General features: G+C 68.1%; 15 protein-coding genes. 9 read left to right on the top strand and 6 right to left on the bottom strand.

Annotated elements, in window-relative coordinates:
* Nucleotide 1: 1 nt before the first annotated feature.
* Both AC5YGJ_RS18635 and AC5YGJ_RS18640 read right to left on the bottom strand, forming a co-directional pair.
* Nucleotides 2–709 carry a helix-turn-helix transcriptional regulator gene (locus tag AC5YGJ_RS18635; RefSeq protein WP_496187376.1) on the bottom strand — a complete coding sequence of 236 codons (708 nt, stop codon included), beginning with the start codon at nucleotides 707–709 and terminating at the stop codon, nucleotides 2–4.
* Nucleotides 709–1,344, bottom strand: a complete 636-nt coding sequence (locus AC5YGJ_RS18640) for a Rossmann-fold NAD(P)-binding domain-containing protein (RefSeq protein ID WP_409460582.1) — start codon at nucleotides 1,342–1,344, stop codon at nucleotides 709–711. The genes AC5YGJ_RS18635 and AC5YGJ_RS18640 overlap by 1 nt, the downstream gene beginning before the upstream one ends.
* Before the next feature lie 105 nt (nucleotides 1,345–1,449).
* On the opposite strand from AC5YGJ_RS18640, the gene AC5YGJ_RS18645 reads away from it, so the two are divergent.
* Nucleotides 1,450–2,988, top strand: a complete 1,539-nt coding sequence (locus AC5YGJ_RS18645) for a GGDEF domain-containing protein (RefSeq protein WP_496187377.1) — start codon at nucleotides 1,450–1,452, stop codon at nucleotides 2,986–2,988.
* A gap of 137 nt (nucleotides 2,989–3,125) precedes the next feature.
* Here AC5YGJ_RS18645 and AC5YGJ_RS18650 read toward each other — a convergent pair whose 3' ends face one another.
* Nucleotides 3,126–4,052, bottom strand: a complete 927-nt coding sequence (locus AC5YGJ_RS18650; RefSeq protein ID WP_249842627.1) for a DUF808 domain-containing protein — start codon at nucleotides 4,050–4,052, stop codon at nucleotides 3,126–3,128.
* A gap of 212 nt (nucleotides 4,053–4,264) precedes the next feature.
* Between AC5YGJ_RS18650 and AC5YGJ_RS18655 the strand changes: the two genes are divergently transcribed.
* On the top strand, nucleotides 4,265–5,908 hold the full coding sequence (locus AC5YGJ_RS18655; protein ID WP_496187399.1) for an ABC1 kinase family protein: 1,644 nt from the start codon (nucleotides 4,265–4,267) through the stop codon (nucleotides 5,906–5,908).
* A gap of 241 nt (nucleotides 5,909–6,149) precedes the next feature.
* Nucleotides 6,150–8,255, top strand: a complete 2,106-nt coding sequence (locus tag AC5YGJ_RS18660) for a phosphoglycerol transferase I (RefSeq protein ID WP_496187378.1) — start codon at nucleotides 6,150–6,152, stop codon at nucleotides 8,253–8,255.
* A gap of 137 nt (nucleotides 8,256–8,392) precedes the next feature.
* On the opposite strand, the gene AC5YGJ_RS18665 is transcribed toward AC5YGJ_RS18660, so the two are convergent.
* A complete protein-coding gene (locus AC5YGJ_RS18665; protein ID WP_496187379.1) occupies nucleotides 8,393–10,822 on the bottom strand; it encodes a DUF3772 domain-containing protein in 2,430 nt (809 codons plus the stop codon).
* A gap of 126 nt (nucleotides 10,823–10,948) precedes the next feature.
* Nucleotides 10,949–11,197 (bottom strand): hypothetical protein, encoded by a 249-nt coding sequence (locus AC5YGJ_RS18670; RefSeq protein WP_249842625.1) that lies wholly within the window; start codon nucleotides 11,195–11,197, stop codon nucleotides 10,949–10,951.
* Nucleotides 11,198–11,380: 183 nt separating this feature from the next.
* Between AC5YGJ_RS18670 and AC5YGJ_RS18675 the strand changes: the two genes are divergently transcribed.
* The 3 genes from AC5YGJ_RS18675 (at nucleotide 11,381) to AC5YGJ_RS18685 (ending at nucleotide 13,762) form a co-directional block, all read left to right on the top strand.
* Nucleotides 11,381–11,875, top strand: coding sequence for a lipocalin family protein (locus tag AC5YGJ_RS18675; RefSeq protein ID WP_107232880.1), 495 nt, complete (start codon nucleotides 11,381–11,383; stop codon nucleotides 11,873–11,875).
* An 11-nt stretch (nucleotides 11,876–11,886) separates the two neighbouring features.
* On the top strand, nucleotides 11,887–13,098 hold the full coding sequence (locus AC5YGJ_RS18680; protein ID WP_496187380.1) for an NAD(P)/FAD-dependent oxidoreductase: 1,212 nt from the start codon (nucleotides 11,887–11,889) through the stop codon (nucleotides 13,096–13,098).
* Between the two features lie 184 nt (nucleotides 13,099–13,282).
* Nucleotides 13,283–13,762, top strand: a complete 480-nt coding sequence (locus AC5YGJ_RS18685; protein WP_249842623.1) for a hypothetical protein — start codon at nucleotides 13,283–13,285, stop codon at nucleotides 13,760–13,762.
* 80 nt (nucleotides 13,763–13,842) lie between these two features.
* On the opposite strand, the gene AC5YGJ_RS18690 is transcribed toward AC5YGJ_RS18685, so the two are convergent.
* Nucleotides 13,843–14,277 carry a PepSY domain-containing protein gene (locus AC5YGJ_RS18690; RefSeq protein WP_496187381.1) on the bottom strand — a complete coding sequence of 145 codons (435 nt, stop codon included), beginning with the start codon at nucleotides 14,275–14,277 and terminating at the stop codon, nucleotides 13,843–13,845.
* A gap of 146 nt (nucleotides 14,278–14,423) precedes the next feature.
* Here AC5YGJ_RS18690 and AC5YGJ_RS18695 point away from each other — a divergent pair, with 146 nt between their 5' ends.
* The 3 genes from AC5YGJ_RS18695 to AC5YGJ_RS18705 are packed head-to-tail and all read left to right on the top strand — an operon-like array spanning nucleotide 14,424 to nucleotide 16,689.
* Complete coding sequence (locus tag AC5YGJ_RS18695) at nucleotides 14,424–14,714, top strand: PepSY domain-containing protein (RefSeq protein ID WP_496187382.1); 291 nt, start codon at nucleotides 14,424–14,426, stop codon at nucleotides 14,712–14,714.
* Nucleotides 14,714–15,373: a response regulator transcription factor gene (locus AC5YGJ_RS18700; protein WP_496187383.1), complete on the top strand. Its 660-nt coding sequence runs from the start codon at nucleotides 14,714–14,716 to the stop codon at nucleotides 15,371–15,373. Before AC5YGJ_RS18695 ends, AC5YGJ_RS18700 begins: the two co-directional genes overlap by 1 nt.
* Entirely contained in the window at nucleotides 15,370–16,689 is a 1,320-nt protein-coding gene (locus AC5YGJ_RS18705) for an ATP-binding protein (RefSeq protein ID WP_496187384.1), read from the top strand. The genes AC5YGJ_RS18700 and AC5YGJ_RS18705 overlap by 4 nt, the downstream gene beginning before the upstream one ends.
* Nucleotides 16,690–16,752: the final 63 nt, after the last annotated feature.

Below are 16,752 nucleotides of genomic sequence, written 5' to 3' on the forward strand. Positions count from 1 at the left end.
GCTACGACCGGTCCAGCCAGTCCGGGGCGATGCCCTGCGCCTTCTGCCAGCGCCGCAGCAAGGCAGCGCGCGGCACAAGGTAACGATCCTCCAGCACGCGCACCTGGCGGATGCGGTCCAGTCTGAAGTGGCGAAAATCCTCGCGACCCTCGCACCACGCGGCCAGCATCGGCACTTCATCGAAATAGGCCAGCGCGAACGGCCAGACGATGCGCTCGGTGCGCTGGCCCTGCGCGTCCTGGTAGCCGAACTGCAGCCGTTGCTGTGCACTTACCGCTTCGCGCACCGCCTGCAGTCGCGTTGCCGGCACCTTGGCCGCGACGCGTGAAGGCCCCACGCGCAGACCACTGTCACGCAGCGCTTCGCGGCGCGCCGCAGGCAGCACATGCGCGATACGCGCCAGCGCATCGCGTGCGGCTTCGGCCAACGCCGGCTCGGTACGGGCCGCGACCCAGCGCAGGCCCAGCACCAGCGCGTCGATCTCGGCCGGGGGCAGGGTCATCGGCGGCAGGGTGTCGCTCGGCGCCAGCTGGTAACCGATGCCGGCCTCACCGCGCAGGTCGGCGCCCTGCGCGCGTAGGGTTTCGATATCGCGGTACAACGTGCGCAGGCTGATGCCCAGCGCATCAGCCAGCACCTGCCCCGCCACCGGCCGCCGATGGCGGCGCAACAGCTGTTGAAGCTGGGCCAGGCGCAACGCGCGCGACATCAGCCGACCAGCGCGCTCGATGCCACCACATGCTGACCCGGTTGCGGTGCCAGCGCGGCCTCGATCAGTGCCTTGGCGATTTCAGTGGCCGGATTGATCCGCCACGCACGCGGCAGCACCGGCCCCAGCACGCCCAGCACCTTCAACGCGAGGCGCTCGCCACGGCGTACCTCACTGCGCTCGCCGCCGATCAGCCCCGGGCGAACCAGGGTCAGGGAATCAAAGCCCAGCGTGGCCAGATCGCGCTCCAGCTCACCCTTCACCCGGCTGTAGAAGATCGACGACTGCGGGTTGGCGCCGGCCGCGGAATTCAGCACATAGGTACTGGCCCCCTGTGCCTGTGCGAGCCGTGCGAACGCCAGCGGGTAATCATGGTCGATTCGGTGGAAAGCCTCGCGGCTGCCGGCCTGGGCAATGGTGCTGCCCAGCGCGCAGATGACCGCGTCTACGCGCGCCCATTCGGGCGAGGTGGGCAACGCGTCGAAGGCCAGCACCGGGTTCTCCAGCTTCCCGTGGGTTACGCCCAACGGGCGGCGGGTGGGCGCCACCACGGCGCTGCAGCGCGGGTCGTCCAGCAGCCTGGGAAGGGTCAGCCCACCGACCAGGCCGGTCGCCCCCAGCAACATCACGCGCATCACCACCTCCACTGCGGCATCCTGTCGCCCATCCTAGACGTTCAAGCGATCGGCGGCCGCGCCGATATGCTGGAACCTGCCCCTGCCAACCCCAGGATTCGCTCCATGACGGACCAGCCCGACCCCCGCCCCGCACCCGGTACCGCCCTTGGGCCGCCGGCACGCGTGCGCGCGGTGGCCGACGATGGGCGGGGTGACCGCGTGGTACTGCAGGGCGGCGGTGGCGTGGCCCTGCAGCAGCTGTTCGCCGGCGCCGATGCGCCGGAGCCGCTGCTGGCCGCGTTCGCCAATGGCATGGCCACCCTGCCCGGCGAACTGGGTGACATGGGTGACCGCCTGCAATCGGCACAGGCCAGCGCCGATTGGCCGCGCTATGGGCGGGCCATGCGGCAGCTCATCGACAAGTACATCCGCACCATCGAGCAGCATTCGCCGGACGGCCAACCGGAAAGCCTGCGCCTGTCCGAGCAGCTGCGGCTGCTGCTGGGCGGTGCGGTGGTGGCCCTGCTGCAGCACGACCCGGACCTGCGCGAACAGGCGCAGGCCCTGGCCCTGCGCCTGCGCCAGTGGCAGCCGGGCACGGCGCTGGAACCGATCGAACAGGGCGTACGCGAGCTCGGCCACCAGGTGGGTGTGCGCGCCGAGAGCTGGCAGGAGCAGCAGGCGCTGCTGCTGGAGCTGTTCGCGTTGCTGCTGGAGAACGTCAGCGAGCTGCTGGATGACCGCAGCTGGCTGCAGGGCCAGATCGCGGCGGTACGCCAGTTGCTGGATGGTCCGCTGGAAGCCGAAGCGGTCGAACGCACCCGCGCCGAGCTGCGCGAAGTGATCTACAAGCAGGGCCTGCTGCGCCAGGGCATCGACGATTCGAAGGCGGCGATGCGCGGCTTGATGGGCGAGTTCATCGAGCGCATGGATGGCATGGCCACCAGCACCGGCGAGTATCACGACCGCATCGGCAGCTATGCGCTGCAGCTGCGCGAGGCACGCAGCATCGCCGATCTCAACCAGCTGCTGCAGGAGGTGATGCGCGATACCGGCAAGGTGCAGCAGCAGGCGGCGCAGGCCCGCGATCATCTGGCCAACGCACGGCAGGAGGTGGAGCGTGCCGAACAGCGCATTGTCGAACTGGAAAAGGAACTGCGCGCGGCCGGTGATCTGGCGCGCATCGATCCGTTGACCCAGGCACTGAACCGCCGCGGCCTGGACGAACTGCTGCAGCGCGAGCTGGCTCGCGCCGCGCGCAACAACTCACCACTGGGCGTGGCGGTGATCGACCTGGATGATTTCCACCATACCAACGACGCGCACGGGCATGCCGGCGGCGATGCGCTGCTGCAGCACCTGGTGAGCGTCTGCAAGCTGCTGCTGCGCGCCACCGATGGCATCGCGCGGCTGGGTGGCGACGAGTTCGTGCTGGTGCTGCCGGAAACCCAGGGGGCCGACAGCATGGCCACCGTACAGCGCCTGCAGCGCTCGCTGGCGCACCGCGTGCTGACCGTACAGGATCGGCGCGTGCCGGTGCACTTCAGTGCCGGCCTGGCGCAATGGCAGCCCGGCGACGATGCCGACGCGCTGCTGCGGCGTGCCGATGATGCGCTGTATGCGGCCAAGCGCCAGGGCAAGAACCGGGTGCAGGCGGGTTGAATGACCCTTGCGTAGAGTCGAGCTTGCTCGACTGCTTTTCTTCCCCGCAAACAGCCGCCGAGCAAGCTCGACGAAACCACCGCTAGCGGCGGCGCGGAGCGCCGTAGAACAGCCGAGCGTGGGCTCGGCTCTACAGGTTACTTCCCGCGCAGCTTCTGGAACCCGGTCACCGCCGCCAGCACGATAGCACCGGCGACGATGCCCACCACCATGTTGGCCGCGGCACTGATCAGCCAACCCCACGACCCTTCGCCGCCCATCGCCTGCACCGCGTGGTGCAGCGCCGGCACGTTGTGCACCAGGATGCCGCCGCCGACCAGGAACATGGCGATGGTGCCGGCCACCGACAGGAACTTCATCAACCACGGCGCCGAGGCAACCAGGCCACGACCGAACGCGGCGATGGCACCGCCCTTGCGCGACAGGTAAAGGCCGACGTCGTCGAGCTTGACGATGCCCGCCACCAGCCCATACACGAACACCGTCATCGCCAGCGCGACCACCGCCAGCGTGACCACTTGATTGGTGAACGGCGCAGTGGCGACCACGCCCAGGGTGAGCACGATGATCTCGGCCGAAAGAATGAAGTCGGTGCGGATCGCGCCCTTCACCTTGTCCTTCTCCCACGCCACCATGTCCACCTCGGCATCCGCCAACGCCTTGCGGCGCTCGGCCTGGCGCTGGGCATCGTGGTCGGAGGAATGCAGGAAGCGGTGCGCCAGCTTCTCCACGCCCTCGAAGCACAGGAACGCGCCGCCGATCATCATCAGCGGCACGATCAGCGGCACGTTCCAGCCGCGGCCATGCAGCCACGCCTCCAGCGCGCTGATCGCCAGCGCCGCCGGTACCAGGATCACCTTGTTCACCAGCGAGCCCTTGGCCACCGCCCATACCACCGGCAGCTCGCGATTGGCGTTGACGCCGGTCACCTGCTGCGCGTTCAGCGCCAGGTCGTCGCCGAGCACGCCCGCAGTCTTCTTGGCAGCGACCTTGGTCAGCACCGAGACATCGTCGAGCAGGGAAGCGATATCGTCGAGCAGGGCAAACAGGCTGGCACCGGCCATGGGGCGTCCAAGAGAGGGAATGTGCGGATTCTGACCGATACCGGGGCCGCTGCGGAAGCCGGCGAGTTCACCGCGTGCCTACCCTGCCCCGGCGACACTGCAGGACCCGCACATTGTCGGCCAGTGGCCGGCACTACCCCGTCTTCGCCGCATGGGAGTTCCGCTTGAGCAACCCGCCCACCGCCGCTGGCAATCCTCCACTGGTCAAAGGCATGAACCGGCGCAGCCAGATCCTGCGCCTGTTGATGCGCTACCGGCATTCGGGCGTGTTCTCGGGCATGAACCTGGACGCGGCCAGCAACCATGCCGACGTGCCGGCCGATGGCAACCCGGAGCAGTTCGTCAGCGACCTGGAAGCGCTGGGGCCGACCTTCGTCAAACTGGGCCAGATGCTCTCCACGCGCCCGGATATGGTGCCAGTGGAGTTCGCCACCGCGCTGGAGCGCATGCAGGAAAAGGTGGCCGAGGTACCGGTCGAGCGCATCCACGCCATCGTCGAGCAGGAGCTGGGGGCGCCGGTGAACAAGCTGTTCGCCGCGTTCGATCCCGAGCCACTGGGGTGCGCATCGCTGGCCCAGGTGCATCGCGCGGTGCTGCACGATGGCCGCCAGGTCGCGGTGAAGGTGCAGAAGCCCGAGGTCGCCGCACAGGTACGTTCTGACCTTGAAGCGCTGCGCAGCTTTGCGCTGGCGGCCGACCATCTGACCCAGGTCGGCCGCCGCGTTCGGCTGCGCGACTGGCTCAACGAGTTCGCCAAGACGCTGATGCAGGAGCTGGACTACCAAGCCGAGGCCGAGAACCTGTCGCGCTTCGGCCGCCACCTCAAGCCCTTCCGCCGGCTGTGGGTGCCGCAGCCGATCTGGGACTACAGCAGCCAGCGCGTGCTGACCATGGAGCTGGCCACCGGCGTGCGCGTGGATGCGATTCCCGGCGTGCGCCGCACCGAACAATCGATGGACCCGCTGGCGGCCGCGCTGATCCGCGGCTACCTGGACCAGATCTTCGTGCACGGCGAAATCCACGCCGATCCACATCCAGGCAACCTGCGGGTGATGCCCGACGGGCGCCTGGCGATCTTCGACCTGGGCATGGTCGCGCACATGCCGCCGCGCCTGCGCGAACGCCTGCTGAAGATCCTGTTCGCCGCCGTTGATGGCCGTGGCGAGGAAGTGGCCGATGACCTGATCAGCATCAGTACGCGACTGGAAGCGTTCGACGAAGAGCGCTACCTGCGCGAAACCGGCCAGCTGATCGCACGCTACGCGGCCAGCGGCAGCTTTTCCGAAGGCCGCGTGGTGCTGGACATGGTGCGCATCGCCACCGCCTGTGGGCTGCGCACGCCACCGGAACTGAGCCTGCTGGGCAAGGCCCTGCTCAACCTGGAAACGGTGTGCCGGCTGCTGGCGCCGGAGTTGGACACACGCCGCATCGTCGAGCGCCAGCTGCAGCACGTGATGCGCGCACGCCTGAAGAAATCGCTGTCGGCGGCCAACATCGCCAGCGAGGCGATGGAACTGCAGCAGCTGCTGCGCGACGGGCCGCGCAAGCTGTCGGACATCATGGCGTTGCTGGCCGAGAACCGTCTGCAGATGAAAGTGACCGGGCTGGAAGAATCGCGGTTGATGGAGAATCTGCAGAAGATCGCCAACCGCGTGGCCGCCGGCATCATCAGTGCTGCCTTGATCATGGCCGCTGCGATGATGATGAAGATCGACACCGGATGGCATCTGTTCGGCTATCCACTGATCGCGCTGGTGCTGTTGTTGATCGGCGTGGTGCTGGGGCTGGGCATCGTGACCAGCGCCTTGCTGTTCGATCGCCGCGCGCGTGCACGCGAAGAACGGGGCCATCGCTGACGTCGAACAAACCGCCGTATTCATGCGGTTTTTAATGCAATCCAACGAAGCCTTTCACGCTCGTTTTACCTTCTGAGCGCGATTTCGCGCGCGTCATTTCAACAAACATTTCAGTCAGGTTCGTGCATGCACTATCGGGTCATCGGCCTGTCATGTGTATGTGCTTGCGGCAGCGCCGGTCGGATGGACACGCGTCGGTACGACGTCCATCGCCACCACCCCGTCACTGCCGAAGCTGCCTATGCTCTGGATACTGCTGCTGTCGTTGTTGCTGCTGTGCTGGTTGTTCCTCGCGTCCGCAAAGTGGGTGTGGTGGAAGGCCGCTGCATTCTCGCTGCTGCTGCTCATGCTCAGCGCGTGGTGGCTGATCGACAAGCTCTCGGGTGATGGGCTCAACGCCGCCACCCTGTACCACCTCGGCGCGGACATGGAGGGCGCCGGCGTCTCCGACTTCAAGGGCTATATCGCCGGTTTCATCGTGCTGGCGCTGGTCTCGCTGCTGCCGCTGTTTGCCACGCGGGTGAAGCGCTGGCGCCGGCCCGGCCCGGGCGGTGCATGGTTTGCCGGTTTCGCGGCGGTGTGGCTGGCCACGGTCACGATCAGCCCGTTGGCCCGCGACGGCCAGCGTCTTTACCAGCAGCTGCGCCCGGTCGATTTCGCCCGCATCGCCCCTGAATACCAGGTACCGACGCAGCCGCTGCAGCGCCCGCGCAACATCGTCTGGATCTACGGTGAAAGCCTGGAGCGCACCTATCTGGACGAGGCGGTGTTTCCCGGCCTGATGCCCAACCTCAACCGGCTGGCCGCCAGATCGCTGGACGTTCGCGGTCTGGCCTCAGCCGAAGGCAGCGGCTGGACCATCGCCGGGCTGGTGTCGTCGATGTGCGGCGTGCCGCTGACCACCTCGCAGGGCGATGAGAACAGCATGGACCGCATGGGCAGCTTCCTGCCCAAGGCGGTGTGCCTGGGCGACTACCTGAAGCAGCAGGGCTACACCAACCACTACCTGGGCGGTGCCAACGGCCGTTTCGCCGGCAAGGGCCGGTTCCTGGCCAGCCACGGTTTCGACGAAGTACACGATCTGGACTGGTTCAAGCAGCAGAAGAAGATCGGCCGGATGCACTACTCGCCGTGGGGCGTGCACGACGACGTGCTGCTGGATACGGCCTACCAGCACTTTGAGCAGCTCTCGCGCGAGGGAGCGCCGTTCATGCTGACCACGCTGACCATGGATACGCACCACCCGGCCGGGCATCTGCCGGTGGCCTGCAAGGGCCAGCGTTACCAGGGGCCGTACGGCAACATCAACATGCTCAACGCGCTGAAGTGCAGCGATCGGCTGATCTCGCAGCTGGTGCAGCGCATCCAGGCCAGCCCGTACGGCAAGGACACGCTGATCGTGATCGCCTCCGATCATCTGGCCATGCCCAACGATCTGAGCCACATCCTGACCCAGCAGAAGCGCGAGAACCTGCTGCTGTTCCTGGGCGATGGCATTGCCCCGCGCCAGCTGGCCAGCGACGCCGGCACCACGCTGGATTCGGGCGCCACCCTGCTCAGCCTGCTGGACCCGAACCTGAAGACGATGGGCTTTGGCCGCTCGCTGATCGACCCGCAGCGCGCGCCCAGCGCCAGCGTGGCCACCCGCCGCGAGGGCGGCCGCGATTACCCGCAGTACCTCGCCTTCGCCCGCTCGCTGTGGCTGGGCGAGCCCACCCGCGAACTGAAGATCAACGGCGACGACCAGGTGCTGGTCGGCCTGCAGCAGGTGCAGCCGCCGGTGCTGCTGGAGTACGACAAGAACTGGGGCCTGAAGTCGGTGTACCTGGAGAACACCTCACGCCAGTTCGATGATGCGGACCCGGACAACACGCTGGCCTATGTCGATCGCTGTACCGCGTTCGAGGATGGCTCGGCCGACGGCGACTGGTGTGCACTGCTGGTCAACCGCGATAACGGCATCAAGCTGTACCGCGACAACGACCTGCGCGGCGGCATCGCCGTGGATGCGCCGCTGGATGCGTTCCAGGGCCCCCGTCCGAGCGTGCGCCAGGCACACATGATCACCCAGAAGGGCCGTCGCACCCGTGCCGGCCAGTACATGCTGCAGCTGGTGGCGAGCACGCGCCCGGATCGCGGCTTCTGGATCGAAGCGGTGTCCTCGCAGCGCAAGGTGGTGCTGGCCCAGCAGTGGGTGCAGCCTGATGCGGACGGCAAGATCAACGTGTCGTTCGGGCTGGACCACGAAGTGGACGATCTGGAGATCCGCGCGTGGTTGAACCATGCCGAGAAGCTGGCGGTGGATACCTTCGCACTGGTGCCCTCGCGCAGCCGACCGCGCGGGTAGATCCACGGCATGCGTGGATACGCTCGGCGCAAAGGGTCAGATCCATTTTCCTGCGGAAGACGGATCTGACCCCGGATCGATGTTGCCGGCCAGCGGCCGGCACTACGCGCGTGCAGGGCGTAGCCCTGCAGAGCCCCTTATTCCTGCGGGTCGCGGGTGATGTGGATGTCGGTCGGCGTCGACAGCGGAATGTTCCGCTCGCCCAGAATCTGCAGCAGGCTGAAGTACAGATCGCTGCGGGTGGCGTACACCTGCCGCGGGCTGGCCACATAGGCAAAGCTGTTGATGGTGATCTGCCCTCCGGCAATGCTGTCGATGTAGACCGACGGCTCCGGCTGCTTCAGCACGTTGGTATGCGCGGCGTAGGCCTGCAACAGCGCATCGCGCAGGCTGCCGACATCGGTGCTGGGCGGCACTGCGAACTGGATCTGGATGCGCCCCTGGTTGTTGCCCATCGTCATGTTGCGCACGGTCTTGGTGACCAGCTCGGAATTAGGCACGATCAGTGTCGACCGGTCGCTCACCTGGATCTCGGTCGAACGCAGGCTGATGCGACGGATGTCGCCTTCCTGGTCACCCAGCTTCACCCAGTCACCAATCTTCACCGGACGCTCGGCCAGCAGGATCAGGCCGGACACGAAGTTCTGGGTGATCACCTGCAGGCCGAAGCCGATACCCACCGACAGCGCGCTGACCAGCAACGCCAGCTTGCTCAGCGGCAGGCCCATCGCCGAAAGCGCCCAGAACACGGCGATGATGATGCCCAGATACCGGGCCACCGTACTCACCGAATTGCGCGCGCCCAGATCCAGCTCGGTCTTGGGCAGGTAGGTATCGGTCAGCCAGCGCTGCACCAGCTGAGTGACGGCCAGGCCGGCCAGCAGCACCAGCACCGCCAGCACGATCCCCATCGGCTTCAACGTGGTGCCGCCCAGCGGAATGCCGGTGGTGAGCAGCGAAGCGAAACGCTCCACCACCGCACCGATGTTGCCGAACGGCGCCACCAGCGCCAGCAGTGCCAGCAGCACGACCACCGTACGCAGCGCCGCCGACAGCAGCACGCCGGCCTGCTCCAGCCGCGAGACGCTCAGGCCGGCGCTGAGCAGGATGGTCTGGCCGACCTTGCTGTCGGCGTTGAGCATCCAGGTGCTCAGGTCATCCACGAACTTGAACAGCAGGGTCGCGGCCAGCACCACGATGCTGCCGCCGATCAGCTGCTGGTTCACGAACTTGGCGAAGTTCAGGTAGCCCAGCAACGTTGCAACGATGGCGGCCACCACCGCGATGTTGCCGGCCACCCGGGCCAGCACCAGCCAGCTGCTGCGCCGCACTGGCGTGCTCGCGCCCTGCCCGTCGGCCTGTGCCTCCAGCTTGGCTTCGGCTTCGGCGGTCTGCCGGCGGTGCAGGCGGGCCAGTGTCACCAACATGGCCATGATCAGGCCGAGGTAGGTCAGCGCGATCAGGCCATCCAGCGCCACTGTGGTCACATCGCTGGTGCGCGTGGCCTGGTCGATCGCCACCAGCACCGTGCTCAGCCAGGCCAGGGCTGCCGCGCCCCAGGCGTACTTGCGCAGCTTCAGCGCGGCGGTGTCATCCAGGTTCAACAGGCGCCACGATGGGCGCTTGGGCACCAGCAGGCAGGCACTGAGTGCGGCGATGAAGGCCGCGCGGAAGGTCGCGCTCTCCAGGCCGTCGGCCACCACCTGCAGGCGCGGCGCGATCGCATCGATGGCCTTGAGTGCCGCCATCAGTACCACCACCGCGTAGCCGGGCAGCAGCGTGCCCACCAGCAGCAGCCACATGGCCAGGCCGGAACGGCGCAGGCGGCCATCGGGCGCACGCTCGGACGCGGCAAAGCGCCGCCCCAGCGCGCGGAGCCACAGCCGCAGCGGGAACATCATCACCAGTGCCACCACCACGCCCAGCAGCAGGGTGCCCCACCCGTGGGTGGCGATGCCGGCCACCAGCGCAGCGCGCCCCTGCTCGGCCAGCGGGGCGACGCGCGCGATGTCGATCGGCAAGCGCTCGGCGACCTTGCTCCACAATGCCGGCGACAACGGCGAGGCCACCTTCTGGCCCAGTTCTTCAGTGCGCTGTGCGGTGCGCTGCTGGTCGATGTCGGTCGCCAGCTGCTGCGCGCGGACGGCGCTGGCCTTGGCCTGCGCGACCGAGGCGGCCAGGTTGTCGCGCTGCTTGGTGAGGGTGCGTCGTTGCGCTGCCAGTTCGGGCGGCTCGGTAACGCCTTCGGCAGGCGTGCCCAGCTGCGCCAGTTGTTCGTCGAGCCGGTCCTTCTGTGGCTGCAGCGCCTTTTCCAGTGCCTCGGCATCACGCCGCGCCTTCGAGGCATCCTCGGACAGCATGGCCAGTGTTTCGATGGCCTCCGCATCGCCGCGTTTACGGTCAACGTCCTTCAGCTTCGCATCGATGTCCGCCAGCTGCTGCTTGGGCGTGGGGTCCTCATCCTGCGCCAGTACCGGCGCGGACAACAGGAAGACGCTGCACAGCAGCAGGGCCAGCCAGGGCCCCCGTTTACGGATCAATTGCAGGAAGGAAGACAAGCCAGCCACACCGGTTCACGCGGACCACCGCGCCTGCGCGCGACTATACGGCAGAGCTGGTAAAGGGCGGATGGAAGGGCCGTCGAGCAAGCTCGACGCTACGCGTCTGCGTGGTCCCACGCCCCATCGCCAGCATCAGTACTTCAGCCGCAGCTCTTCCACTGTGGACTGCTGCAGCGCGTACCAGTCCTGGAACTCTTCCTCGGTGATCTCGTCCGGCGCATACACCGCCACCGGGTGCCAGTCGTGGTCGGTGGGCAGCGGCTGGCGCGGGCCGGCACGCAGGCTGTAGCTGACGCCTTCGTAATCCACCAAGTCATCGACCTGTGGCCACTGCTCGCGTGCGAACGCGGATTCACTCTTCAACAGGATCACCTGGTACATCGGCACCTCCACCTCGGTTGGAACGGAAAAGACCGGCGCTGGCAGCAGGATACCGCCGCGCCGGTGACAGCGGACGCAGCGCCGGGGCGACGCAACGTTCTGGACACGGCCATCGCCCCGGCTTCACCCGTCCGTGGCAGGGCCATCGGCATGGTGGAGGCCACTGCCCAGCCCTGCCCACCGATGACCGAACTGCCGCCCCTGAAGACCGTTGCCGACCTGCGCCTGCCCCGCTACCTGGGCACCTGGTACGAGATCGCGCGCCTGCCCATGCGCCACGAACCGGAGGGCTGCACCGATGTGTCGGCGCACTACACCCTGCTCGACAACGGCAACGTCGGGGTCACCAACCGCTGCCGCATGGACGGTGAGATCGAGGAGGCCAGCGGCGAAGCCTGCGCCATCGACAACGACAGTGCGCGGCTGGAGGTCAGCTTCCTGCCCAAGGGCCTGCGCTGGCTGCCGTTCGCCAAGGGCGACTACTGGGTGATCCAGGTTGCGCCGGACTACAGCGTGTCACTGGTCGGCAGCCCCGATCGCAAGTACCTGTGGCTGCTGGCCCGCGAGCCCCGCCTGGACGCCACCGTGCAGGACCATTATCTGGCGGCCGCGCGCCTGCAGGGCTTCGATCTGTCCGAACTGATCCAGACCCCGCATACCGGCCAGCCCACGGCCTGAGCCACCACCCCATGGACCTCAAGAGTGGCTACCCGTGGTGGGCGGTACGCAACGGCCTGATCCACGCCTTCCCGCCGCTGCAGCAGGACCTGCGCTGCGACGTGCTGGTGGTCGGCGGCGGCATTACCGGTGCGCTGATCGCCGACGAACTGTCCCGGCATGGCCAGGATGTTGCGGTGATCGAGCAGCGCGACATCGGCTGGGGCAGCACCGCCGCCAGCACGGCGCTGCTGCAGTACGAAATCGACACGCACCTGCTGGAACTGACCCAGCGCTACGGCCATGACGCGGCGGCGGGGGCCTACCTCGCCTGTGCCGAGGCGATCCCGGCGCTGGGCGAGGTGGCGCACGGCCTGAAGGACGTGGATTTCCAGCGCATGGACAGCCTGTACCTGGCCAGCCGCACGCGCGACGTGCCACGCCTGATGGCCGAAGGTGATGCCCGCCGCGGCATCGGCCTGGATGCCCGCTGGCTGGGGCCGGACGCGCTGCGCGAGCGGTTCGACGTGGCGGGCGGCGGCGCCCTGGTGACCCGGCAGGCGGCCCGCGTCGACCCGTACCGGCTGACCTATGCACTGCTGCAGCGCGTGCGCCGGCGTGGTGGCCACGTGCATGACCGCACCGTCCTGCATACGCTCACGCCCAGCACGCGTGGCGTGAGCGCTCGCACCGAAGACGGTGCCACCCTGCGTGCGCGTCATGTGGTGCTGGCGATGGGCTATGCCAACCAGCGCTGGCTCGATCAGCGCGTGGCCCGTAACCGCAGCAGCTATGCCTTCATCACCGATCCCATCGACACGGACCGGCTGGGGCGGCTACGGAACACGATGGTGTGGGAAAGCGCACGGCCCTACCTGTACCTGCGCGCCACCGGCGACCAGCGGCTGCTGGTGGGGGGCCTGGACGACGCCATCGATATCCCCGCCCGCCGCGACCGCCGTGTGCAGCGCAAGGCCGACCAGCTGATGAAGCAGCTGCGGCACTGGTTCCCACGGCTGGACCCGGTGCCCGCTTTCTCCTGGGCCGGCACCTTCGCCGAGACCGCCGACGGCCTGCCGTTCTTCGGCCCGCATGCGCAGTGGGGCCCCCGGGTGCATTTCGCCATGGCCTACGGCGGCAACGGAATCACCTATTCCATGATCGGGGCGCAGTTGCTGCGGGCCCGGATCGAGCGGCGGAAGCACCCGCTGGAGGAGCTGTTCGGGTTCGGGCGGGTGGCATGACGCCGAGGATTGAACGGATGGCGTAACGCCTGGGTAGAGTCGAGCCATGCTCGACTGCTTCTGGCAGAGGCAGTCGAGCAAGCTCGACGCTACGGGCCCGCGACAGGCATCATTCAAGCTGGCCCTGCTAGCGTCGGGCTGTACCGCCGCATGTTGCGTGGTCCCTGTCCGCTGGAGCGCCGTGATGATCCGCCCCCTCACCCTGCTGCTGTGCCTGGCCCTGCCGGGAACCGTGCTGGCCCAGTCCGCTGCCGGCGCCACCGCGCCGCAGGCCGCTGGCCTGGATCTGACCGTGCCGCAGGCGCCGATGCGCTACCTCAACGATCCGTCCGTACAGCAGGATCCACCCGGCACCTATTACGGTGACAAGAGCGGCCCGCGCGTGCACGACGACGCGAAGATCGCCGATGTGACCGACGACAAGGTCAAGGTGTCCGGCAGCTTCACCACCGGCATCGGCTATTCCAAGGGCGGCGGCAACAGCCACTACAACGCAGCCACGCTGAACCTGAGCAAGAACTACACCACCGATGAAGGCAAGACCCGCGGGGTCAACCTCAACATCCATGTGAGCGAGGGCAAGGGCCCGGGCTTCTTCGGCCCCTATGGCGGCTACTACGGCCGTGGCCCGGGCTGGGATTACCCGCCGCCGTACGGCTGGTAATCATTCTGTCGAGCCGAGCCCAAGCTCGGCTGTTGTTGGCCGCAAAGCCGAGCATGGGCTCGGCTCTACATGGGCCGGAATCAATCCAGCCAGCCGTCGCGCTCGCTGTGCAGGATGCGGCCGTCATGGCCACTCAGGCGCACTTCCACCTTCTGGTTGCGCGCATTGCGGGCTTCCAGCGTCCAGGTCGCGCCATCGCGTTCCAGCGAGTGGATGTCACGCAGGCCATGCGCCTGTGCCCGTGCCAGCACCTGCTCGGTGCTCAGCAGCGCACGGCCGCTGTGCTCGTCGAAGATCTCGCCGGTCCTGGGGTCCACAAAGACCTCGCTGAAGCGGCCATCGGCGCGGCTCACGTCCGCTTCCCACAGGCCATCCTCGCGTTCGATCTCGTGAATCTGGGTGTAGCCGGCCTTGCGCAGGGTCTGTTCGGCCTGGGCCAGGCCCAGCGGCGCGGCCTGCACGGCCGGCGCCAGCGCCAGGGTGGCAACGGTGGCGAGGGTGAGCGACTTCAACATGGGGGTTCTCCTGTTCGTGGCCGGACCATCCCGGCAACGCCACGATGCCCGCCTGGGTTAACAGCGCCCTAGCCAAGGCTGTTAGCCAACGGTTAGTCGCCATCGGCACACTCACGCCCGTCCCCCCTCTCTTTGCGGCGTGCGCGATGCTCTCCACCCTGCCCCTGTTGCTGGCCCTGTCTGGCTCCCTGGTCGCCGCCGCGCCCGTGCAGGACCCTGCCCAGCAGGTCGCACGCCGCGCGGTGCAGCAGGGCCGATACGTGCCACTGGAAGGCGTGGTCCGCGATGCCCTGCGGCGCTACCCCGGCCAGCTGCTGGAAGTGGAACTGGACGACGGCGTCTACGAGGTGGAGATCCTGCGTGGCGACGGCGTGGTGGTGGAGCTGGACTATGATGCGCGCAATGGAAAGCTGCTGAAGACGGAGCTGGACGACTGATGCGTATCCTGCTGGTCGAGGACGATGCTGCGCTGGTGCAACGCCTGGTGCCGTTGCTGGAACAGGCCGGCTATGTGGTGGAGGCGGTGTCCGATGGGCGCCAGGCCGAGGAGATCGGCCAGATCGAAGCGCTGCAGGCGGCCATCGTCGATCTCGGCCTGCCCGGGCTGGATGGGCTGAGCGTGATCGAGCGCTGGCGCGGCAACGGGCGCCACTTCCCGGTGCTGGTGCTGACCGCGCGCGGACGCTGGCACGACAAGCTGGCCGGCTTCGATGCCGGCGCCGACGACTACCTCACCAAACCCTTCCAGGCCGACGAGCTGGTGCTGCGCCTGCGCGCGTTGATCCGCCGCAGCCATGGCCACGCCAGCCCGCGCCTGCACTGCGGCCCGTTGCAGCTGGACATCAACGGCGGCCGCTTCGAGCTGGACGGCCAGCCGCTTGCGCTCAGCCCGCAGGAGTTCCGCCTGCTCAGCTATTTCATCCACCACGTCGGCCAGGTGATCGGCCGCGACCGGCTGGGCGAACAGGTCTTCGATGGCGGCCTGGATGCGGATTCCAACGCGCTGGATGTGTTGCTGGGGCGGGTACGCCGCAAGCTCGGCGCCGAACTGATCCAGACCGTGCGTGGCCAGGGCTGGCGGCTGGCGGCGCCATGAGCCGGCAACCCTCACTGCGGCGCCGCCTGCTGCTGGCCGGCGGCCTCGGCCTGATCCTGGTCTCGGTGCTGGCCAGCGCGCTGCTGGGCGAACTGTTCAAGCGCAGCGCGCGCGACCGCCTCGACCACGAGCTGCAGCAGGACATGCTGACTCTGGTGGCGCAGATGGAAGTGTCCGCCGATGGCCAGCTGCACTTGCGCCAGGAACCCAACGACGCGCGCTTCCAGCGGGTGTTCTCCGGCGCCTACTGGCAGATCGCCGATGGCGGCGGCCGGGTGCTGCTGCAGTCACGCTCGCTGTGGGACCAGACGCTGGCCGCCGCAGCCGATGGCCCGGCAGAACGCAACCTGCCCGGGCCGATGCAGCAGTCGCTGCGGGCGCGGGTGCAGCAGGTGCGCCTGCCGCGCGCGCAGGCACCGTTCGTCGCCGTGGTCGCCAACGACCGCAGCGCTCTGGATGCTGACGTCGCCACGTTCCGCCAGCGCAGCTTCATCGCCCTGGGCGTGCTGGTAGCCGCGTGGCTGGCGGTGCTGGCCAGCCAGATCCAGTTCGGCCTGCGTCCGCTGCGCGGGCTGGGCCAGCAGCTCGAACGCATCCGCCGCGGTGAGGCCGAGCGCATCGAACGCGACCGGCTGGACCGCGAGATCGTGCCGCTGGCCGATGAGCTCGATGCCCTGCTCGATCACCACCAGCGCATGGTCGCGCGCGCCCGCAGCAGTGCCGAAGACCTGGCGCATGCGCTGAAGACGCCGTTGAGCGTGCTGGCCGCCGAGGCCCAGGGCGAAGGCCGCGACTGGCGGCGCACCCTGCACGAGCAGGGCGCACGCATGCGGGCCAGCATCGACCGCTATCTGGCCGCCGGGCTGGCGGTGGACCATCGGCAGCGCAGCGAGGTGGCCCCGGCCGCCGAAGCGCTGTGCCGGCTGATGACCCGCGTGCATGCCGGGCGCCACATCCGCTTCCAGATGGATGTTGCCCCCGGCCTCACCTTTGCCGGCGCCAGCACCGATCTGGAAGAAATGCTGGGCAACCTGCTGGACAACGCCGGCAAGTGGGCGCGCAGCGAGGTGCGCCTGCGCGCCCTGGCCCAGCAGGATCGTTTGCATATCGAAGTGCGCGACGACGGCCCCGGGCTGGACAAGGCCAAGCTGGAGAGCGTGCTGCAACGAGGCGTGCGCCTGGACGAACGCGTGGAAGGCAGTGGCCTGGGCCTGGCGATTGCGGCCGAGATCGCCGCCAGCCATGGCGGTTCACTGCGGCTGTCGAACGAGAACCCGGGGCTGCGCGCGCGGCTGGAGCTGCCGCTGGCCGGGTGATCGCCGGGCGTGGCCAGAACAGCAGCCGAGCATGGCATCAACGCGGCGCATATTCCTGTAGCG

The organism is Stenotrophomonas sp. CS3K5, from assembly GCF_059515225.1.

What these genes read in the sequence shown, in the direction of transcription:
- AC5YGJ_RS18705 (WP_496187384.1), top strand. Translation starts at nt 15,370, where the DNA reads ATGAGCCGGCAACCCTCACTGCGGCGCCGCCTGCTGCTGGCCGGCGGC.
- AC5YGJ_RS18675 (WP_107232880.1), top strand. Translation starts at nt 11,381, where the DNA reads ATGACCGAACTGCCGCCCCTGAAGACCGTTGCCGACCTGCGCCTGCCC.
- AC5YGJ_RS18640 (WP_409460582.1), bottom strand. Translation starts at nt 1,344, where the DNA reads ATGCGCGTGATGTTGCTGGGGGCGACCGGCCTGGTCGGTGGGCTGACC.
- AC5YGJ_RS18650 (WP_249842627.1), bottom strand. Translation starts at nt 4,052, where the DNA reads ATGGCCGGTGCCAGCCTGTTTGCCCTGCTCGACGATATCGCTTCCCTG.
- AC5YGJ_RS18655 (WP_496187399.1), top strand. Translation starts at nt 4,265, where the DNA reads ATGAACCGGCGCAGCCAGATCCTGCGCCTGTTGATGCGCTACCGGCAT.
- AC5YGJ_RS18680 (WP_496187380.1), top strand. Translation starts at nt 11,887, where the DNA reads ATGGACCTCAAGAGTGGCTACCCGTGGTGGGCGGTACGCAACGGCCTG.
- AC5YGJ_RS18695 (WP_496187382.1), top strand. Translation starts at nt 14,424, where the DNA reads ATGCTCTCCACCCTGCCCCTGTTGCTGGCCCTGTCTGGCTCCCTGGTC.
- AC5YGJ_RS18660 (WP_496187378.1), top strand. Translation starts at nt 6,150, where the DNA reads ATGCTCTGGATACTGCTGCTGTCGTTGTTGCTGCTGTGCTGGTTGTTC.
- AC5YGJ_RS18690 (WP_496187381.1), bottom strand. Translation starts at nt 14,277, where the DNA reads ATGTTGAAGTCGCTCACCCTCGCCACCGTTGCCACCCTGGCGCTGGCG.
- AC5YGJ_RS18700 (WP_496187383.1), top strand. Translation starts at nt 14,714, where the DNA reads ATGCGTATCCTGCTGGTCGAGGACGATGCTGCGCTGGTGCAACGCCTG.
- AC5YGJ_RS18685 (WP_249842623.1), top strand. Translation starts at nt 13,283, where the DNA reads ATGATCCGCCCCCTCACCCTGCTGCTGTGCCTGGCCCTGCCGGGAACC.
- AC5YGJ_RS18670 (WP_249842625.1), bottom strand. Translation starts at nt 11,197, where the DNA reads ATGTACCAGGTGATCCTGTTGAAGAGTGAATCCGCGTTCGCACGCGAG.
- AC5YGJ_RS18635 (WP_496187376.1), bottom strand. Translation starts at nt 709, where the DNA reads ATGTCGCGCGCGTTGCGCCTGGCCCAGCTTCAACAGCTGTTGCGCCGC.
- AC5YGJ_RS18645 (WP_496187377.1), top strand. Translation starts at nt 1,450, where the DNA reads ATGACGGACCAGCCCGACCCCCGCCCCGCACCCGGTACCGCCCTTGGG.